The sequence below is a fragment of the Paraburkholderia caribensis genome (genome assembly GCF_002902945.1).
Lineage (GTDB): Bacteria > Pseudomonadota > Gammaproteobacteria > Burkholderiales > Burkholderiaceae > Paraburkholderia > Paraburkholderia caribensis.
Genome location: NZ_CP026103.1, coordinates 1,967,794 through 1,985,303 on the forward strand (window position 1 = coordinate 1,967,794; position 17,510 = coordinate 1,985,303).

General features: G+C 64.2%; 17 protein-coding genes. 9 read left to right on the forward strand and 8 right to left on the reverse strand.

From position 1 onward, the window contains the following. The first annotated feature begins 180 nt into the window (after window positions 1–180). Complete coding sequence (locus C2L66_RS38470) at window positions 181–966, forward strand: DUF899 domain-containing protein (protein ID WP_060609499.1); 786 nt, start codon at window positions 181–183, stop codon at window positions 964–966. A gap of 13 nt (window positions 967–979) precedes the next feature. Here the strand turns inward: C2L66_RS38470 and C2L66_RS38475 are convergent, their stop codons facing one another. The 5 genes from C2L66_RS38475 to C2L66_RS38495 form a co-directional block, all read right to left on the reverse strand. After that, on the reverse strand, window positions 980–1,642 hold the full coding sequence (locus C2L66_RS38475) for a DUF4136 domain-containing protein (protein ID WP_060609502.1): 663 nt from the start codon (window positions 1,640–1,642) through the stop codon (window positions 980–982). Then, on the reverse strand, window positions 1,639–4,083 hold the full coding sequence (locus C2L66_RS38480; protein ID WP_060609506.1) for a CHASE2 domain-containing protein: 2,445 nt from the start codon (window positions 4,081–4,083) through the stop codon (window positions 1,639–1,641). Before C2L66_RS38480 ends, C2L66_RS38475 begins: the two co-directional genes overlap by 4 nt. Continuing rightward, window positions 4,083–5,501 (reverse strand): FecR family protein, encoded by a 1,419-nt coding sequence (locus C2L66_RS38485; RefSeq protein WP_060609509.1) that lies wholly within the window; start codon window positions 5,499–5,501, stop codon window positions 4,083–4,085. The genes C2L66_RS38480 and C2L66_RS38485 overlap by 1 nt, the downstream gene beginning before the upstream one ends. Beyond that, window positions 5,498–6,196, reverse strand: a complete 699-nt coding sequence (locus C2L66_RS38490) for a response regulator transcription factor (RefSeq protein ID WP_042305717.1) — start codon at window positions 6,194–6,196, stop codon at window positions 5,498–5,500. Before C2L66_RS38490 ends, C2L66_RS38485 begins: the two co-directional genes overlap by 4 nt. A gap of 98 nt (window positions 6,197–6,294) precedes the next feature. Continuing rightward, window positions 6,295–6,696 carry a hypothetical protein gene (locus C2L66_RS38495; protein ID WP_060609510.1) on the reverse strand — a complete coding sequence of 134 codons (402 nt, stop codon included), beginning with the start codon at window positions 6,694–6,696 and terminating at the stop codon, window positions 6,295–6,297. A 404-nt stretch (window positions 6,697–7,100) separates the two neighbouring features. Between C2L66_RS38495 and C2L66_RS41065 the strand changes: the two genes are divergently transcribed. After that, window positions 7,101–7,253 carry a hypothetical protein gene (locus tag C2L66_RS41065; RefSeq protein WP_156516853.1) on the forward strand — a complete coding sequence of 51 codons (153 nt, stop codon included), beginning with the start codon at window positions 7,101–7,103 and terminating at the stop codon, window positions 7,251–7,253. A gap of 31 nt (window positions 7,254–7,284) precedes the next feature. Then, entirely contained in the window at window positions 7,285–7,557 is a 273-nt protein-coding gene (locus tag C2L66_RS38500; protein WP_035995975.1) for a hypothetical protein, read from the forward strand. Between the two features lie 182 nt (window positions 7,558–7,739). On the opposite strand, the gene C2L66_RS38505 is transcribed toward C2L66_RS38500, so the two are convergent. After that, window positions 7,740–9,866, reverse strand: coding sequence for a 3-hydroxyacyl-CoA dehydrogenase NAD-binding domain-containing protein (locus C2L66_RS38505; protein ID WP_060609513.1), 2,127 nt, complete (start codon window positions 9,864–9,866; stop codon window positions 7,740–7,742). Window positions 9,867–9,989: 123 nt separating this feature from the next. Here C2L66_RS38505 and C2L66_RS38510 point away from each other — a divergent pair, with 123 nt between their 5' ends. From C2L66_RS38510 to C2L66_RS38525, 4 genes are all read left to right on the forward strand, one after another. Further along, on the forward strand, window positions 9,990–10,916 hold the full coding sequence (locus C2L66_RS38510; protein WP_060609515.1) for a LysR family transcriptional regulator: 927 nt from the start codon (window positions 9,990–9,992) through the stop codon (window positions 10,914–10,916). 135 nt (window positions 10,917–11,051) lie between these two features. Next, a complete protein-coding gene (locus C2L66_RS38515; RefSeq protein ID WP_060609518.1) occupies window positions 11,052–11,468 on the forward strand; it encodes an organic hydroperoxide resistance protein in 417 nt (138 codons plus the stop codon). Window positions 11,469–11,611: 143 nt separating this feature from the next. Then, window positions 11,612–11,983: a MarR family winged helix-turn-helix transcriptional regulator gene (locus C2L66_RS38520; protein ID WP_224101345.1), complete on the forward strand. Its 372-nt coding sequence runs from the start codon at window positions 11,612–11,614 to the stop codon at window positions 11,981–11,983. Window positions 11,984–12,191: 208 nt separating this feature from the next. After that, window positions 12,192–13,547 carry an epoxide hydrolase family protein gene (locus C2L66_RS38525; protein ID WP_060609520.1) on the forward strand — a complete coding sequence of 452 codons (1,356 nt, stop codon included), beginning with the start codon at window positions 12,192–12,194 and terminating at the stop codon, window positions 13,545–13,547. Window positions 13,548–13,567: 20 nt separating this feature from the next. Here the strand turns inward: C2L66_RS38525 and C2L66_RS38530 are convergent, their stop codons facing one another. Together C2L66_RS38530 and C2L66_RS38535 are read right to left on the reverse strand one after the other, a co-directional pair. Continuing rightward, window positions 13,568–14,191 carry a TetR/AcrR family transcriptional regulator gene (locus tag C2L66_RS38530; protein ID WP_060609523.1) on the reverse strand — a complete coding sequence of 208 codons (624 nt, stop codon included), beginning with the start codon at window positions 14,189–14,191 and terminating at the stop codon, window positions 13,568–13,570. Window position 14,192: 1 nt separating this feature from the next. Continuing rightward, window positions 14,193–14,615: an ester cyclase gene (locus C2L66_RS38535; RefSeq protein ID WP_054931342.1), complete on the reverse strand. Its 423-nt coding sequence runs from the start codon at window positions 14,613–14,615 to the stop codon at window positions 14,193–14,195. A gap of 188 nt (window positions 14,616–14,803) precedes the next feature. Here C2L66_RS38535 and C2L66_RS38540 point away from each other — a divergent pair, with 188 nt between their 5' ends. Then, the gene (locus C2L66_RS38540; RefSeq protein WP_060609526.1) at window positions 14,804–15,796 is read left to right on the forward strand and encodes a helix-turn-helix domain-containing protein; all 993 of its coding nucleotides are present in this window, start codon (window positions 14,804–14,806) and stop codon (window positions 15,794–15,796) included. A 41-nt stretch (window positions 15,797–15,837) separates the two neighbouring features. Then, window positions 15,838–17,421, forward strand: a complete 1,584-nt coding sequence (locus C2L66_RS38545; protein WP_060609529.1) for a Na+/H+ antiporter — start codon at window positions 15,838–15,840, stop codon at window positions 17,419–17,421. The last annotated feature ends 89 nt before the right edge of the window (window positions 17,422–17,510 follow it).

Consider the following 17,510-nt stretch of genomic DNA (forward strand, 5'->3'; position numbering starts at 1 on the left):
ACCCGCGCACCTCCGTAGCATCCGCGACTCAAAAGAAATATCGCCAAACTTGTTACTCCCGGCATTCGCTTTCGAGGTCCAGACTGTCTCACTGCAAGCAACGCACGATGAACAAGCAACGAAGCCGCGTCTCATCCCCGAGGCGCGGCAACTTGTTCAAATCAGGAGGTCGCAAGCGCCATGGGTACATCGGACAAAAACGGAACCAACGGTGGACAACGTGCGATGCGCACACCACCCGTCGTATCGCCCCAGCAATGGGAAACAGCACGCGAGCAACTGCTCGTGAAGGAAAAGGCCCACACGCGCGCCCGCGACGCGCTCGCCGCCGAGCGCCGCCGCATGCCGTGGATGGCCGTCGACAAAACCTACGCATTCGAAGGGCCAGCGGGCACGCTCAGTCTGCGCGATCTGTTCGACGGCAGGCGTCAACTGATCGTGTATCGCGCGTTTTATGAACCGGGCGTATTCGGCTGGCCCGAGCATGCGTGCCGCGGCTGCTCGATGGTCGCGGACCAGGTCGCTCATCTCGCTCACCTGAACGCCCGCGACACGACGCTCGTTTTCGTCTCGCGCGCGCCTCAGGCGGACATCGCCCGATTGAAGGCGCGCATGGGCTGGCAGATACCGTGGTTCACGATCACGGATAGTTTCGACACCGACTTCGGCGTTGGCGAATGGCACGGCACGAACGTGTTCTATCGCGACGGCAATGGGATATTCCGCACCTACTTCATCAACAATCGCGGCGACGAGCAGATGGGCGGCACATGGAGCTATCTCGACATCACGCCGCTCGGCCGGCAAGAGGTCTGGGAAGATTCGCCCGAAGGCTACCCGCAGACGCCGACCTACAAATGGTGGAACTGGCACGACAGCTATGTCGACGACGCGCCGCCGGACAGGAAGTGGGTCGAGGTATCGGATGCGGGCGAGGCGGCGTTCAGGAACAAGCCCGAGCCGTGAACGCCCCGGCACGTCATTTGTCGATCTGCTTCACCGTGACCACTTCGGGCCGACCCGCCGCTTCGCCAGTGCGCAGTTTCACGCGCCAGCTTCCGTATCCGGCAAACGGAAACTGCGCGAACGCGCTTTTGACGAGCCACGGAATGGGATGCAGCGCGTCGGCATTGCGGTCGCGGCTCGTCGCCGTGACCTTGTAGACTTCCTTGCCCGTCGCGGCGTCGAAGAGGCGCAAGGTCATCGAATGCTGATACTCGCGCCCGAAAAACGGAAAGCCTGGCTTCGCCACGCCATTGCAGGCGGAGTCCGCGCAGTCGCCCTGGATCACGCCGACAGCGGCCGGCCGCGTATCGTAGGCGAGCGAGAGCATGTAACTCGCGCGCTCCGCCGATCGATCGACGAGCCCGTAATTGCCGAGCTCGCTGTGAATCAGCGCTTCGTACTGCTCGCGGGCGGCGCCCGTTTCCTGCGACGGCGTCTGCACGATCGCATAGGTGCGCTCGCCCTGCAGCACGACGGGCGTTCCCGACACCTGAACGTCCGTCGTCACGCCCGCGCATCCCGCCAGACCCGCCACGCCCGCAACAACGATGGCAGCACAACATAGCGTCTTCTTCACGTTCTTCTCGCTTCGATCGAATACAGATTCATGTGCGCCCTGAGCGTTCGAGTTGTTCACGCATTCGTCTCGTCGAGCGCGGGCAGCGTGATCGTGAATGCCGTGCCCCGACCGGGCGCGCTTTCCACATGCACATCGCCGCCATGCCGCATCACGACGGCTTTCACGAACGCCATGCCAAGCCCCGTACCCGTCGCTTCCGGCCGTTCGACTTCGTGAAAGCGTTGAAACCGCTCGAACAGATGCGCCTGGTTTTCCGCCGACATCCCGTAGCCTTCGTCGCGAACCGTGCAGCGCACGCGTGCCGGCCATTCGCCCAACGCGGGCTTCTCCGGCGCGACCGTGCAGGTAATGCGCGTGTCGGGCGGACTATATTTCACCGCGTTGTTCAGGATGTTGACGAGCGCGCGCGTCATCAGCGAGCGGTCCGCGTTGATCCAGTGGCCGTCGCCCTGTTCGTCGTAGGCGGCCTCGAGGCGAATGTGCCTGGCCTGTGCCTGCGGCCACACTTCATCGCTCGCGTCGATCACCAGTTCGACGAGACTCACGGGTTCGAGTGCGTAAGCCTGGGATTCGGCGCGCGCGAGTTGCACGAAATCGTCGGCGAGCATCAAGGCCCGCTGCGCGTATCGCTCGACACGGTTCAACAATTCGCGCAAGCGTTCGGAGTCGGGCGTGCGCGCGCGTTCGAGTTCGACGAGCGCAAGAATCGACGCCTGCGGCGAACGCATGTCGTGCGACAGCAGACGCAGCGCGTCTTCACGCAGCCGTTCGGCCGCGTGCACAGCCGTCACGTCGACCAGCCCCGCGATCCATCCGATCACCGCGCCTTGCGCATCGGTGCACTTCGCGTAACGCAACAGATGATCGCGCTGGCTGCGATCGCGGACCTCGATGCCCCGCTCCATCATCTCCACGAAGGCGATGCGGCCGGGATCGAGCAGCGCGGGCCAATGCGAGCGTCCGAGCGCATCGTCCTCCGCGCGCGAACCGATCGCCTTCACGAACGCGAGTTCGCCGAGCACGTGGCGCAGTTGCTCGCCTTCGGGCGCTGCCGCGCCGAGCCGCTCGCAATACGCCTTCGCCGCGTGGTTCGCAATCAGCACGACGCCTTGCACGTCACTGACGAGAATCGGCTCCGGCACGCTATCGAGGCTGCTCCACACGAAGCGCTTCATATCCTGCACGCGGCGCGCCGCCTGCGCCATCAGCGCCATCTGCTGCGCGAGCGCGTCGCCGCGAAATTCGCGGCTGCGTTGCGGCGCTTCGGGCAACAGATGCGGCTCGTCGGCGAGACGCTGCAGTTCCTTGCGCAGATACGACATCGTCATTTCGAGCCGCCGCCAGTTCCAGATCGGATAGACGGCAGCGAGTCCGACGATCGCGGGCACGGGCGACATCCATAGCCGCATGCCGTACAACAGCGCCGCGCTGAGACCCAGCATCGTCGCGCTGAGCACGATCGTCATCAGCAGCGAACGCAGCGGCGACAACACGAGCAGGCCCGCCAGCAGCACACCGAGCGGCACCAGCGACACGACGAACACCCACAGGCCGTTGACGGGATCGATCGCACGGCCCGTCACGAGCGTATCGAGCACGTTCGCGTGAATGTAGACGCCGGGCAGTGGCCCGAGCCGGCCCGACACCGGCGTCGAGAACCGGTCGTAGAGGCCCGATGCCGTCACGCCGATCAGCACGATCTTGCCGCGCAGCATGTCGCGCGGCACGTCGCCCGCGAGCACGCTGGCGAACGACACCTTCGGATAGGTCTGCGCGAGCGGGCCGAACGGGATCAGGACGCGTGCCTCGTCATTACCCGCGATCGGGGTACGCTCGGGCACATCGGCGGCGGCGCCGGCGCCGTGCGCCAGCTTCACCGTGCCGGCCTTGATCGCGCGCCAGACGGGCACCATCAACTGCGGCCAGCGCAGATGCGCGTCGCCTTCGAACAGCGCGACACTGCGCACGATGCCGTCGGCATCCACTTCCAGATTGATATGGCCAAGTCCCGCAGCCGCGCTCGCGAGCGGCTCGACCGGCTTGACGGCAACGCGCTCGCCGTTGGTATCTTCAGGAGACAGGAGAATCGGCAGATACGTCGGCGTCGCGGCGAGCGCGCGCGCCAGTTGCACGTCGTCCGGCGCGGGCTCGGTGAAGAGCACGTCGTAGACCACGGCAGCCGGCCCGGCCTTCGCGATTTCGTCGAGCAGTTGCGCATGCACGGCGCGCGGCCAGGGCCAGCGGCCGAGCCGTGCAATGCTCGCGTTGTCGATTTCGACGACGGCGATATCGGGCAGCACCGGTTGCGCGTGCAACCGCAGGAAGCCGTCGTAGACGAGATGGTCGACGCTCGCCGTCAGCCTGCCGGGCGAGCCGGCCAGAATCACCAGGACGCCGAGGCAGCCAATGCACAGCCATTCGAAAAGAAAGCGGCGCCCGACTGGCCGCCCAAGACGTATGCGCGGGTCGAAACTCATGCGCGGGCCGCTGGTGGTCATCACCGTGCCAGTGTAAATGAGCGGATCGCGCTGCCCTTCTGATATAGCCGGCCGTTGTCGAACTGCTCCGCGATCACGGTCCAGTAGTAGATGCCGGGCGGCAGATCGGAGACGGCGATCTGCCCCGTCGCGAGATCCGTGCGATCGACGAGCGGCTCGCGCAGATCGGCTGTCGTTGCCAGAACGAAGCGGAAGCGCGTTTCGACACCCGTGCGGCTGGCGAGCCAGCGGAACTCGAAGTCGCGGCTGCCGCCACGCGGCCCGGCTGAAACATCGAGTCCAAACTGGCGGCGCTCGAACGCATAGATATGCGGCAGACCTTCGAGGCCCATGCCGTCGATCGACGAAATGCGCACGAAGTAGTTGCCGTCGGGCAAATCGCCGAACGTTGCGTGCGGCATGTTCACGCGCTGGTCGCGGATCAGGTCGAACAGGTCGGCGTCGCGCGCGATCTGCACGCGGTACGCGCGTGCCTTAGCGTCGGGCGCGAGGTCGAACGCGACGTCCTGTTCGTCTTGCACCTTGCCCGGGTCCAACAGTGCGGGCGCGGGCAGCAAGGCCACCGGCCCGCCGACGCCGCCCGTCGAGCGCGTGACGCTGCCGAATTGCGCGCCGATGAGTTGCGTCGATGCCCGTAACGGCACGCCCGGCGCACGCGCCGCCATGCGCGCCGCATCGACACCGACCGCGCCGTCGAGCACGGCGACGGCTGTCGACTGTTCGTCGCCGTCGTAGCTCACGCGAAAGCGCGTGCCGCGCACGCCCGCCACCACCGACGGCGAGCGGATCTGGAAGCGGTCGTCTTTTTTGGTCGCGTGGTTGACCTCGCTGTCGACCTCGCCCCGCTTCAGGTCGATCACGCGATCTTTCGCGCCCGTCAGCACGGTCTGCCGCAGCGCGCCGATTTCGATGGTGCTGTCCTGAGGCACGGACACATGCGAGCCGTCGTCGAGTTCCAGCGTGACGAAGCCGTTGTGCCCCGTCTGCACGCGGTCGCCTTCGACCAGCACCATGCCGACCGTGATGGGCGTGAACGGATTCTGTCTGAACGCATGTCCGGCGGGGCCGCTGACGGCGACGACCCGCGCGGGGCGCGACTCCTGCTTCAGCAATGCAACAGGCAAACGCAACTGCACGCCGGGCTGAAGATGCAGCGGATCGGCGACGTGATTCAGCTTGCGCAGCACGGTCCAGTCGCGTGGTTCGCGCAGATAGCGACCGGCCACGTCGTACAGCGTGTCGCCGGGCCCCGTCACGTAGATCGCCGTCGCCACGGTTTCATGCGCAGCGGATGTCTGCGCGTTCGAACTGGCCGGCAGCAAGGCCGCCGCCGCGACCAGAACCGCGATGATGCCGGGTGCGCGCCGCACCGCCCGCCAAAGCGCACGCGGCGGTTTGCCCGATACAGCCACCGTCACGCATCCCCCTTTTCGATCCGTTCCAGCCGGTAGCCGTAGCCGTAAATGGGAGTCAACCGGTAGCCGTGTTCGGGGCGCAGGCCGAGCTTGGCGCGCAGCATCGAAACGTGGGTGTCCATGGTGCGCGATGGAATGTCGACGTCCTGCCGCCAGATCGCTTCGAGAATATGCGCGCGCGACAGCGGCTGGCTCAGATGCCGGAACAGCAGCAAAGCGAGCTCGAACTCCTTTTGCGTCAGCGTGACGGGCGTGCCGCGCGCGATGACCTGTTTCGATCCCAGCTCGAACTCGAATTCCCCGAAGCTTTCTTTGGTCGCCATCTGGTTGAGTTGATACGCGCGGCGCAGCAGCGATCGCACGCGCGCGAGCAGCACGCCCGATGCGACGGGCTTGACGACGTAGTCGTCGGCGCCTTTGTTCAGCATCGACGCGATGTCCGTTTCGCGGCTGCGGCTCGTCATGAACAGCACGGGCAGACGGTCGGACAGGCTCTGACGCACCCAGTGCAGCACCTCTTCGCCCGACATGTCGGGCACGTTCCAGTCGAGCACCAGCAGGTCGAACGTCTGACGGCGCAGGTGCTTGACGAGCGCGCGGCCTTCGGCGAACGCATGGCAATCGTGCCCATCGACCGCCAGCGACTGGCAGACCAGATCGGCTTGCGCCACGTCATCGTCCAGGACTGCAATTCTCATAGATCCCCGCACGCGAAATCGTTCATCGGGCCAACGGCGTGAGCGCAGGGCTCGCGCCGCGACAGACGTGGATGCGACGGGCGACCCGTCTGTGGCGTCTAGGCTTGCGCGCCGTTCAAGCTCACCACGTCATCGTCACTGCTTTTTTTCGACCGCAGGTGCGCAGTCAGCGCTGCCTCCAGATGAAGCCGCACATGTTCCCAAGCGCCATGCGCGTAGTCCGGCTCGCGCGCCGCCCATTCCTGAGCGAGGCCGAACACGCGGCGAACCGTCGACGCACAATGCGTCAGCCCCGCATTGCCGCCAGCGGCGGAATCGCGCAGCCACTCGGCCAGCCACGGCATTTCGGACGCACACGAATCCGCATACGCCTCAGTCGCCGCGCGAGCGTGCGAATCGGTCGCGGGATCGAGTTCGACTCGCTGCGGATAACCGCTGCGTCTGCGCCTGTGCTTGCCCGTCTTGAAAGGAATCCGTGTGGTGCCTGGCCTGAAAAACATCCGGTCCCTCGATATGCAACGACGATTCAGATCCACTGCGCCGACTTACCCCGTTTGCCCGCGAATCGCCATCCCGGCATCAACGTTTTTCAACAATTGAGAGCGACAGTATAAAAAGAGGGCGCAATAAAATCATTTAAAGATTGTCAGATCGTGGTGCGCGCCCGCTCAGGAGGTGTTGGTTGGTCTCCTCCCGCTGTCCTGCTGCTGCCGTACTTCACCCCGTTCGATTTGTAAATTGGCATGCAAGGCTTTGTAAGCCTCTCATTCACTATTCCGGAAAGGAATGTGAAGCGCCGATTCTCCCTGATTTCTGCCTTTTGAATTCTGACCGGCGTCGTTTCAAATCCGTGTCCGTACTATATGAGATTCATTGCTTGAAGACTTTTAGCAATTGTCAAGTCATGAAAGCGCTTGACAGCAAAGACTTTAAAAATGCGCTTCTTGCGGTCAAAACTTCACTAACATTATTTGGCAAACTGGCTCGCGCCGATTTGCCGATGTGCCAGCCGTGCAAGGTGGTATGTGAAAAGGCGCTGCAACTAATCGCAGCTTGAGCAATGCCAGCTGAATTGCGAGGGGTTCATCATGCTGATGTGGATTGCAAACTGGGCAGCACGCCACGCTCCGACTCCCGAAAAACAGGCCGAACGCGCGCTTCATGAATTGCGCATGGAATTGTTCCGCGCGGAACAACAGGTCATGGACGCACAGTTGCGCGCTGAATATTTCCGCGCGCGGCTGCTCTTTCTCGAAGATGTCACACGACAGGGCATTGAAGCGGTTTCTGATCAGCGTAAAGGCCAGCAGGAATTGACGCAGCCATCGCGGCCAGGCCCGAGACTCACTGCCGCGCAATAGCAGCGAGACGCATGTGATCGCGGCGCACGAAAAAAAAGCCGCAGCGCTATTGCTGCGGCTTTAACACGCTACTCGCGGTACGGTCACCGCAATTTCATTCTCTGACTTTACGCTGAACGCATCAACATTGAATGGGTGGATTTGACTATCTTTAACAAGGGTCGCCCGATTCGGCTTTCGACTTACGCAGACCGATTCAGGCTCGCCAACGCCTCCCCGCGCTCGACCCGTTCCACCAGCAACGGCGAAGGTTTCCAGAACAGCGGGTCCTGCTTCTCGAACTCACGGATATCGGCGAGCAATGCGGGCAAACCGATCGTATCCGCGTAGTGCATCGGACCGCCGCGATACGCCGGAAAGCCGAAGCCGTTGATCAACGTCACATCGACATCCAGCGGCCGCAACGCGATGCGCTCGTGAATCACGTTCGCGCCCTCGTTGATCATCGCGGCCATGTAGCGACGCACGATCTGCTCGTCGCTGAACGCGCGCGGGGCGACACCCGCGCGCTCGCGCTCCGCGACGACGATCGCTTCCACTTCCGGATCGGGCGTGCCGGCACGCTTGCCTTCGTCATAGCGGTAGAAGCCGCGCCCCGTCTTCTGGCCGAACCAGCCGCGCTCGCAAAGGCGATCGGGAATCTGCACATAGCGCGCGTCGGGATCGCGCGTCGACGCGCGGCGCTTGCGCGTCGCCCAGCCGATGTCGCCGCCGGCAAGATCGATCACCTGATACGGTCCCATCGGAAAGCCAAACTCGCGCACGGCCTTGTCGATCTGATACGGCGACGCGCCGTCCTCCATCAGATGGTCCGCCGCCGCGCGATACACCGCGAGCATCCGGTTGCCGATGAAGCCATCGCACACGCCCGCGCGCACGGGCACCTTGCGCAGCTTCTTCGCCAGATCGAATGCGGTTGCGACGACGTCGGCGCTCACGCGCGCGGGCACGACGACTTCCAGCAGCTTCATGATGTGCGCGGGCGAAAAGAAATGCAGCCCGATCACATCCTGCGGCCGCGACATGCTGGCGGCAATCGCGTCGATGTCGAGATACGAGGTGTTGGTCGCGAGCACCGCGCCTTGCTTGCACACGCGGTCGAGTTCCGCGAACACCGCCTGCTTCACGGCCATGTCTTCGAACACGGCTTCGATCACGATATCGACATCGGCAAGCGCGTCGTATGACGTGCTGCCGACAAAGCGCGCCAGCTTCTTCGCTTTCGCATCGCTGGTGAGGCGTCCTTTCGCGATCAGGCCGTCGTAGACCTTGTCGACGTGCGCGCGGCCGCGAGCCAGCGATTCGTCATCGCGCTCGATCATCGTCACGGGCAAGCCCGCGTCGAGCAGCGCGACGGCGATGCCCGCGCCCATCGTGCCGCCGCCGACCACACCTGCCGACCCGATCGGCCTCGGCTGCGCGCTGCGCGTTTCGGGCGCCTTCTGCACTTCGCGTTCGGCATGGAACGCGTGCACGAGCGCCGCGCGTTGCGGGCTATCGAGGCATTCGAGGAATTGCTTGCGCTCGAAGCGCAAGCCTTCGTCGAAGGGCAAATTCAACGCGGCCTCGACGCAATCGACGATCTTCAGCGGCGACAACAGGCCGCGTGATTTCTTCGCCGTCTCGGCACGCGCGGCGGCGACGGCGGCCGTAGCCGCCTCCTTGTCCGATAGCGCTTGCGCATCGCGCGTGCGCCGCACGGGAGCCTGTTCGACGAGCAGTTGCTGCACATATGCGAGCCCTTCGGCGAGCACGTCGTCGCTCAGGCCAACGCGATCGACAAGCCCGATCTTCAGCGCCTCCTGCTCGCCGATATGCTTGCCGCTCAGCATCAACGACAAAGCCGCCTCGGCGCCGATCAGGCGCGGCGCGCGCTGCGTGCCGCCCGCGCCGGGCAGCAGCCCGAGCAGCACCTCGGGCAAGCCCAGCTTCGCGCCCGCGACCGCGATCCGATAGTGCGATGCCAGCGCGATCTCGAGCCCGCCGCCGAGCGCGGCGCCATGAATCGCGACCGCAACGGGCTTGCCGCATGTCTCGATGCGGTTGCACACGTCGGGCAGCGTCGGCATTTGCGGCGGCTTGCCGAATTCGCGGATGTCGGCGCCCGCGATGAAATTGCGGCCCGCGCCGACGATCAGCACCGCGCGCACGGCCGGATTCGCCTCGGCGGCTTCGATCGCCGCGACGAGGCCGCGCCGGACGTCTACGCCGAGTGCGTTGACGGGCGGGTTATCGACGGTGACGAGCAGGACGTTGCCGCGTAACTCATGGCTAACGGGCGATTCGGGCACAGCGGCGCTCAGCGTCATACGGTTTGTCTCCTCGTGCAGCGTTCAAACGACATGGCCATCGATTGTCTTGGGGACAACCGGAATTGACAATCGCATGCTCAATTGACAGAGTGTCAAAGAATTTTTGACAGTAGGACCACCGTGGACGTCAACGCGCTAACGCTGCTGGTCGAGATCATCGATGCCGGCAATCTCAGCGAGGCTGCGCGGCGGCTCAAGATGACCCGCGCCAATGTCAGCTACCACCTCAACCAGTTCGAAAAATCGATCGGTCTGCAACTGGTCCGGCGCACGACCCGCCGCGTCGAGCCGACCGAGATCGGGCTGAAGCTCTACGAACATGGCCGCGCGATCCGCAATTCGCTGCTGGCCGCGAAGGAATCGATATCGACGCTCGGCGAGAGCCTGCAAGGCCGCGTGCGCCTGTCGGTGCCGAGCGGCTACGGGCAGCTGGTGATGTCGGCATGGCTGATCGCCTTCAGGCGCGAATATCCCGGCATCGTGCTCGACGTGATGTTCGAGAACCGCGTCGAAGACCTGTTGCGCGACGAAGTGGACATTGCCGTGCGCGTGATGTCGGAGCCGCCGCAAAATCTCGTCGCGCGCGACATGGGGCCGGTGAGATGGGTGGCGTGCGCGTCGTCCGCGTATGCCGCGCAGCATGGCATGCCCGTGCAGCTCGACGAGCTTCGCACCGCGCCGATCATTACGTCCGCCGTGGTGGGCCGGCAACTGCGCGTCGCGGCGTATCTGCGCGACGAACGGCATGAGGTGTTGCTGGAGCCCGGCCTCATCTCCGAGAACTTTCTGTTTTTGCGCGACGCGATTCTCGCCGGCCTCGGCGTCGGACTCGTGCCCGACTACGTCGTACACGACGACATCGGGCGCGGCGACGTCGTCACGGCGCTCGACCCGTGGCGGCTCAGCATCTTCGGCACGAACATGTACATGCTGTATATGCCGAATCTTCACCATACGCGCGCGACGTCGCAGTTCATCGAATTCATGCTCGACGAAGCGCGCAAGGCCGGACGCGGCGCGACGCCGGCCAGGCACGCCCCTTTGTAGCGCAATGTATCCGCGGCGGCAGCGGATACATACGCATACACACGCCCGTTTCCACGACACAAGCGAGATACATCCGCACGCTTCAATACGGTCATCGATTGTTTGCCCCCTCACCTACTCAACGGAGCACGCACCATGACGCGTATCGACAACGTACTGTACACAGGCAAGGTTCACACGACGGGCGGCCGCGAAGGTGCCGCGCGCAGTTCGGATGGCCGTCTCGACATCAAACTGTCGACGCCGGGCGGCAATGGCGCGGGCACCAACCCCGAGCAACTGCTCGGCGCAGGCTGGTCGGCATGTTTCATTGGCGCGATGGGCGGCGCTGCGCGTGCGCTGAAGATCTCGCTGCCGGCCGACACCAGCGTCGGTGCCGAGATCGATCTCGGCACCACCGACAACGCTTATTTCATTCAGGCACGTCTGAACGTGAGCCTGCCTGGCCTGCCGCGCGATGTGGCCCTGGAAGTGGTCGACCGTGCGCATCAGACCTGCCCGTACTCGAAGGCGACGCGCGGCAATATCGGCGTCACGATCACGCTCGTTTAAGCCGTATGAAGAAGGGCAGTGCGAACACTGCCCTTGTCGCGGTATTGCATATGCAACAAGAGCGTCGACACGATCCCTGTGCCAGAGTCACCCGGAAGATCGCGCAAAGCTGCCTGCTCACCCGCACGCGGCAGATTTCAAGAGTGCTGACCGCGATCTACGATGAAGCATTGAGGCCGTTTGGCGTCAACGCGTCGCAATTCTCGCTGCTGGTGCAGATCATGGAATTCGGGCCGCTTAGCCGCGCCGCCCTCGGGCGCAAGAACCATCACGACCGCTCGACACTCACGCGCAATCTTCAGCCGTTGGTCGCGCAGGGATGGGTCGTCGAAGGCATGCCTGGCGACGACGGCCGCAGCCGCCCTCTTTCGCTGACGAAGCGAGGCAAGGCCTTGTTGCACGACGCCGCGTCCGCGTGGTCGGCCGCGCAATCGAAGGCTCAGTCGCTGCTCGGCGAGGCGGGCGCAAACGCGCTGATAGACATCGCAGGCGAATTGCCGGATCGAATCAGCTGATTTTTTGCTCGTTGATGTTGTATGTGCAACACGCAGCACGTTCGGTCCGCGTAGCGCACAGTATCCGCTATGTGCCAGCAGGTATTTGCGCTGGCAAAGGCATCGTTTGGGAAGACACGCGCGCTGTGTCCGCATCGTGCGGCCAATGGCTCGTGCAATCGCGCGGCCATTACCTGGAATCATTGGCGCAAAGCCAGTCGGAGTTCTTATGTCAGACCACTTTCCTCCTCAATCGCCGTCGCGCCGACGCTTCGTCGGTGCCGCCGCGGCCACGCTTGCAGCAGGTTCGTTGAGCCAGCTTGCATTCGCACAAACGAATCAGGCCATCACTTCAGTCGCGCAGCCGAATGGCGGCGACAAGACGGCGATTCGTCCGCTTCGTGTGCACGTGCCCGACGCGCAACTGATCGATTTGCGTCGACGTATCAAGGCGACGCGATGGCCCGAGCGCGAAACGGTTGCCGACAACACGCAAGGTGTTCAGCTCGCGATGATGCAGGAACTCGCGCGCCATTGGGCCAGCGGCTACGACTGGCGCAAGTGCGAAGCCAAGCTGAATGCGCTGCCGAACTTCGTGACCGAGATCGACGGACTGGATATTCATTTCATCCACGTGCGCTCGAAGCACGACAACGCGATGCCGCTGATCGTCACGCACGGCTGGCCCGGCTCGGTAATCGAGCAGTTCAAGATCATCGATCCGCTGACCAACCCGACCGCCTATGGCGCGAGCGCGTCGGATGCGTTTCATCTGGTCATTCCGTCGTTGCCGGGCTATGGCTTGTCCGGCAAGCCCACCACGACGGGCTGGGGGCCGGAGCGCACGGCGCGTGCGTGGGTCGTGCTGATGAAGCGTCTCGGATACGACAAATTCGCGGCGCAAGGCGGTGATCTCGGCGGTGTCGTCGCGAACGTGATGGGCAAGCAGGCGCCGCCCGGGTTGCTGGGCATCCACGTCAACTTTCCGGCGACCATTCCGCCCGAGATCGCCAAGGCGCTTCAGGCGGGCGACCCGCCTCCGTCCGGCCTGTCGGAAGATGAAAAGCATGCATACGACCAGTTGAGCAGCGCGGCCAAAAAGCGGCGCGCCTACGCGCTGGAGATGGGAACGCGCCCGCAAACGCTTTATGGCATCTCGGACTCGCCGATCGGCTTGGCCAGCTGGCTGCTCGATCACGGCGACGGCTACGAGCAGCCGGCAGCGGCGCTCACTTCTGCCGTATTCGGGCGGGCCGTCAATGGCGAGTCGTCAGGCGCGCTCACGCTCGACGACGTGCTCGACGACATCACGCTTTACTGGCTCACGAACACGGGTATCTCAGCGGCGCGCTTTTATTGGGAGTCGCATTTCAACTTCCTCGCCGCCGCCGATGTGTCCGTTCCCGCCGCCGTCAGCGTCTTTCCTCGCGAGAACTATCAGGCGCCGCGTAGCTGGACCGAGCGCGCGTATCACAACCTCATTTACTACAACCGGCTCGACAAGGGCGGGCATTTCGCGGCATGGGAACAGCCGCAATTGTTTGCCGAGGAAGTGCGGGCGGGCTTGAGGCCGTTGCGCGGATAGCGTGCTGGGCGGGGGAGCCGTCACTCCCCCTCTGCGCGACTCCGCCTCGCCCCCTCGACCAGCGCGCGGATCGCCCAGCGCTTCACTTTGCGGGCCCGCGCGTCGTCGAGTTGCAGCACGTCTTTGAACACCACCATCGCCTCGGTGCCGATCACCAGTGCGAGCGCTTGCGTCAGGGTTTCGAACGCGGCGGGCTTGAACTGATTCTGCACCGGCTCCAGCGCCGCCTCGATCAATGCAGTCCGCCGATTCTGCCGCAGCGGAATTTCACTGTCGGTATCGCCCTTCGCCACGCGCTCCAGCGAATGCGCGAGCATCATGCGCAGCGGCGCTTCGTTGGCGAGGATCATGTCGTGAAGCGCCGTATCGACGCGCGTGAGCCGCGCCACGGGATCATCCGACGCGCGCGGGCCGAACAGCGCCGACGCATCCGGCGTCGCGACGTCGAGCGACGCTTCCAGCAGCAGCGCATCCATGCTCGGAAAATGGCGATATGCGGTGGCGCGCGACACCATCGCTTCTTCGGCGATCTCTTCGAGACCCGGCTTGCGCCCCTGCTTCATCAAACGAGAAGCCGCCTGCAACAAGTCCTTGCGCGTGCGCCGCTTCTGGTTCTCGCGCCCGTTGACCGTGATGTCGGCCATATCAGGATTGCGGCAACTGCCGGATGATCGCCGCGAGATCGACCCATACGTTCTCGCGCGCGATCTGCCCGCTTTCCGCGAACTCGAGCACATGCAGCATGCGGAATTCCAGCGGACGCCCGCGCCCTTCGAGTCCGAATGGCCGCCCCGGCGCCTTGCCGCGCCACAGCGATTCATCGACGACAAAACCGTCTCCGTGCAGACGCCGCAAACACTCCACCCGGCTCTCCGACAGATCCGCGAATAGCGCCTCGTAGAACGGCCGCACTTCGTCGCGCCCACGCACCGGTCCCGCAGGCCATCCGACCACGTCATGCTCGACGTCCGGCGCGAGCGTGGCGAGCACGCCTTCGACGTCGTCGCGTCTCTCGAAACCGAAATGCTCTTCGATCTTCCCGTCCATCTGCACAGGCGTCAGCGTCATGATTGGCTCCTCGCGATTACGTTCGCACCGCTCGTCAATTCATTTTAGTGAGACTTGTGTCTCATTACAAGATCGTAATGTAGCTTCGGCCTCAGGTAGAATTTCGTCCGGCATCGACACTATGATCGAGTGCGGTCCAGGCAGTCTTCCTGCAATCGGAATCACCTCATTCAGGTTCATCCACAGCCTTGAAGATCGAGCATCCGACCGACGGCCCGCCCCGGCTCCCGTGGGCTCACGACTACTTCAGCACCGCCAGCGAGTCGCCGCAGCAGCAATTGCTCGCGTGGCGGCATCGCATCGGTCATATCCTGGATGTGCCCGTTGCAAGGAGTCAGCGGGAAAGCGGCTTTCAAGGGAGCATCGACAGTTATCGCGTCGCGGATCTCGCCTTCATGGACTGCCGCACCGACGCCGTCCTGCAAACCCGCACGGCCGCGCGAATCTCCACGGACAACGTGCGCCAGTTCGTATTCCATGTGCTCGTCGACGGCCAGATCGAGACGAAGACGGGCTTGTATCCGAAGCACGTTGCCACGCAGCTCAGGCCCGGCATTCTCGCGCTGGACATGGGCCAACCCATGCGCATGGAACGCACCGACTGCCGCTTGCTGGCGATCTTCCTGCCGCGCGACATGCTCGAATCGGTGCTACCCGAACCTGAGTCGATTCACGGCAATGTGGTCGAGTACGACTCGCCGCTCGCGCGCCTGATTCCGGGCTATCTCGCCGCGCTGTCCCAAACCGCCCAATCGGCGGATCCTGCCGGTTTCCACGATGCACTGAAAACCTGCACGATGTTGATCGCGGCCGCCTTCGGCAAGCGGTCGGGCCGCACGGGCGGTGCACGCGCGGCCGCGCGCGCCGCCGTGTTCGGCACCCTCCGGCGCTACATCGAAGCGAATCTGCACGAACCCGATCTCTCACCCGAAAGCGTGCTGCTCGCGTCGCAGCTATCGCGCCCGACGCTCTACCGTCTGTTCGAGAGCGAGGGCGGGCTCGCAACGTATATTCGCAACCGGCGGCTGAGCCAGGCAGCGGACGAACTGCGCCGCTATCCGAACAAGGCGGTCGTCGAAATCGCGTATGGACTCGGGTTCAACAGCGCGTCCGATTTCAATCGCGCGTTCCGCCGCGCATTCGATATGTCGCCGCTCGACTACCGGATGTTCGCGCTTTAACCACTCTAACGTCCCGCCACAAACGCTCAACAGGAGAAGTCATGTCGGCTGTGTCGGCATTCAAGCTGGTTCTGCTCTCGCTGATTGCGATCATCGCGCTCGAACTGCTCGCGAAGCGTCTGCGGCTGCCGCCCGCAGCCGCGTTGCTGGTCGGCGGCGCCGCGATGGCGTTCATGCCCGGCCTGCCGCCCGTCGTGCTCGACCCCGACCTCGTGCTGATCGTGTTCCTCCCGCCCTTGCTGATGAATGGCGCGTACTTCTTCGTCTGGACCGACTTCAAGCGGCATCTGAAGCCGATTCTGCTGTTCGCGATCGGCGCGGTCGCGTTCACGACGTGGATAGTCGGCGTCGTCGTGCACATCGTCGTGCCAACGCTACCGTGGGCGGCCTGTTTCGCGCTCGGCGCCGTCGTCTCGCCGCCCGACGCGGTCGCGGCGAAAGCGGTGCTCGAACGGCTCTCGCTGCCGCGCCGCCTGATGGTGCTGCTCGAAGGCGAGAGCCTGCTCAACGACGCCGCCGGCCTCGTGCTGTTCCGCTTCGCCGTCGCCGCCGCGCTGACGGGCGCATTCAGCGCGTCGCATGCCGTGCTGAGCTTCGCGGGGCTGGCGGTGGGCGGCGTGGTGGTCGGATGCGTGGTCGGCTATGGCGTCGTGTGTCTGCTGCGTCTGCTCGACGACGACTATCTGGTCATCACGACCTCGGTGATCTCCGCGTGGATCAGCTACATCGCGGGCGAATTACTCGGTGTATCGAGCGTCATTTCGACTGTGACCTGCGGCATGCTGCTCGGCTGGCATCAGCACGAAGTCTTTTCCGCCACCGTGCGAACGCGCGGCACGGCGTTCTGGCAAGTCGTCGTGTTCGTGTTCGAGGCGCTCGTGTTCGTGCTGATCGGACTGTCGCTGCGCGGGGTGATGCAGCGGCTCGGCGGCATCGACAATGCGCTCGCGGCGCTCGGCCCCGCCGCGATGGCAGCCGTGATCACGGTCGTCGTTTCGCGCTGCGTGTGGACCTTCGCGCTCGAATTGGTCAACGCAATACTGCACCGCCTGTCGCGCCGCGCGGCACCGCCTGCCGACTGGCGCTCCGCTGCCGTGGTGAGCTGGGCGGGCATGCGCGGCGTCGTAACGCTGGCGATCGCTCTTTCGCTGCCTGAAACAATGCCGGGCCGCGATCTGATTCTGTTCTCCGCGTTCGTCGTCATCCTGTTTACGGTGCTGCTGCAAGGCACGACGATCGGACTCCTGATCCGGCTCGTCAATCCCGCCAGCGATGCACACACATCGGCCCATCTGAACGAGATGCAGGCCTGGGCGCGGCTGGAGGCGGCGCAACTGGATGCGATCAAGCCGCTCGTCTACGCGCCGGACGGCAGCGTGCTGCATCCGCGACTGCTCGAACAGTACAGCTATCGCGCGCGTTTGACCGAGGAGTTCCAGCACGCGCCGAGCTTTCCGCTGGAGGCGCGCAGAGCGCACTACGACGTCATCCTCGCCGCGATCGCCGCAGGCCGCGCTGAACTGTTGCGCCTGCATCGGAGCGGTCTGATTCACGACGATCTGCTGCACGCGATCGAACACGATCTCGACCTGCAGGAAATCTCATCCCGCCACGCCCGAGGCTAGACGCGGCACGCGCATGCGGCACCGGCGCGCGGTCGGCTCAAGTAATGACCTGACTTGCCGATATGCAATTGAGGTACCGCCTCGCCCGA

Excerpts from the sequence above, each read along its gene's own strand:
- C2L66_RS38470 (WP_060609499.1), top strand. The coding sequence starts at position 181 with ATGGGTACATCGGACAAAAACGGAACCAACGGTGGACAACGTGCGATG.
- C2L66_RS38480 (WP_060609506.1), bottom strand. The coding sequence starts at position 4,083 with ATGACCACCAGCGGCCCGCGCATGAGTTTCGACCCGCGCATACGTCTT.
- C2L66_RS38490 (WP_042305717.1), bottom strand. The coding sequence starts at position 6,196 with ATGAGAATTGCAGTCCTGGACGATGACGTGGCGCAAGCCGATCTGGTC.
- C2L66_RS38495 (WP_060609510.1), bottom strand. The coding sequence starts at position 6,696 with ATGTTTTTCAGGCCAGGCACCACACGGATTCCTTTCAAGACGGGCAAG.
- C2L66_RS41065 (WP_156516853.1), top strand. The coding sequence starts at position 7,101 with ATGAAAGCGCTTGACAGCAAAGACTTTAAAAATGCGCTTCTTGCGGTC.
- C2L66_RS38500 (WP_035995975.1), top strand. The coding sequence starts at position 7,285 with ATGCTGATGTGGATTGCAAACTGGGCAGCACGCCACGCTCCGACTCCC.
- C2L66_RS38505 (WP_060609513.1), bottom strand. The coding sequence starts at position 9,866 with ATGACGCTGAGCGCCGCTGTGCCCGAATCGCCCGTTAGCCATGAGTTA.
- C2L66_RS38515 (WP_060609518.1), top strand. The coding sequence starts at position 11,052 with ATGACGCGTATCGACAACGTACTGTACACAGGCAAGGTTCACACGACG.
- C2L66_RS38525 (WP_060609520.1), top strand. The coding sequence starts at position 12,192 with ATGTCAGACCACTTTCCTCCTCAATCGCCGTCGCGCCGACGCTTCGTC.
- C2L66_RS38530 (WP_060609523.1), bottom strand. The coding sequence starts at position 14,191 with ATGGCCGACATCACGGTCAACGGGCGCGAGAACCAGAAGCGGCGCACG.
- C2L66_RS38535 (WP_054931342.1), bottom strand. The coding sequence starts at position 14,615 with ATGACGCTGACGCCTGTGCAGATGGACGGGAAGATCGAAGAGCATTTC.
- C2L66_RS38545 (WP_060609529.1), top strand. The coding sequence starts at position 15,838 with ATGTCGGCTGTGTCGGCATTCAAGCTGGTTCTGCTCTCGCTGATTGCG.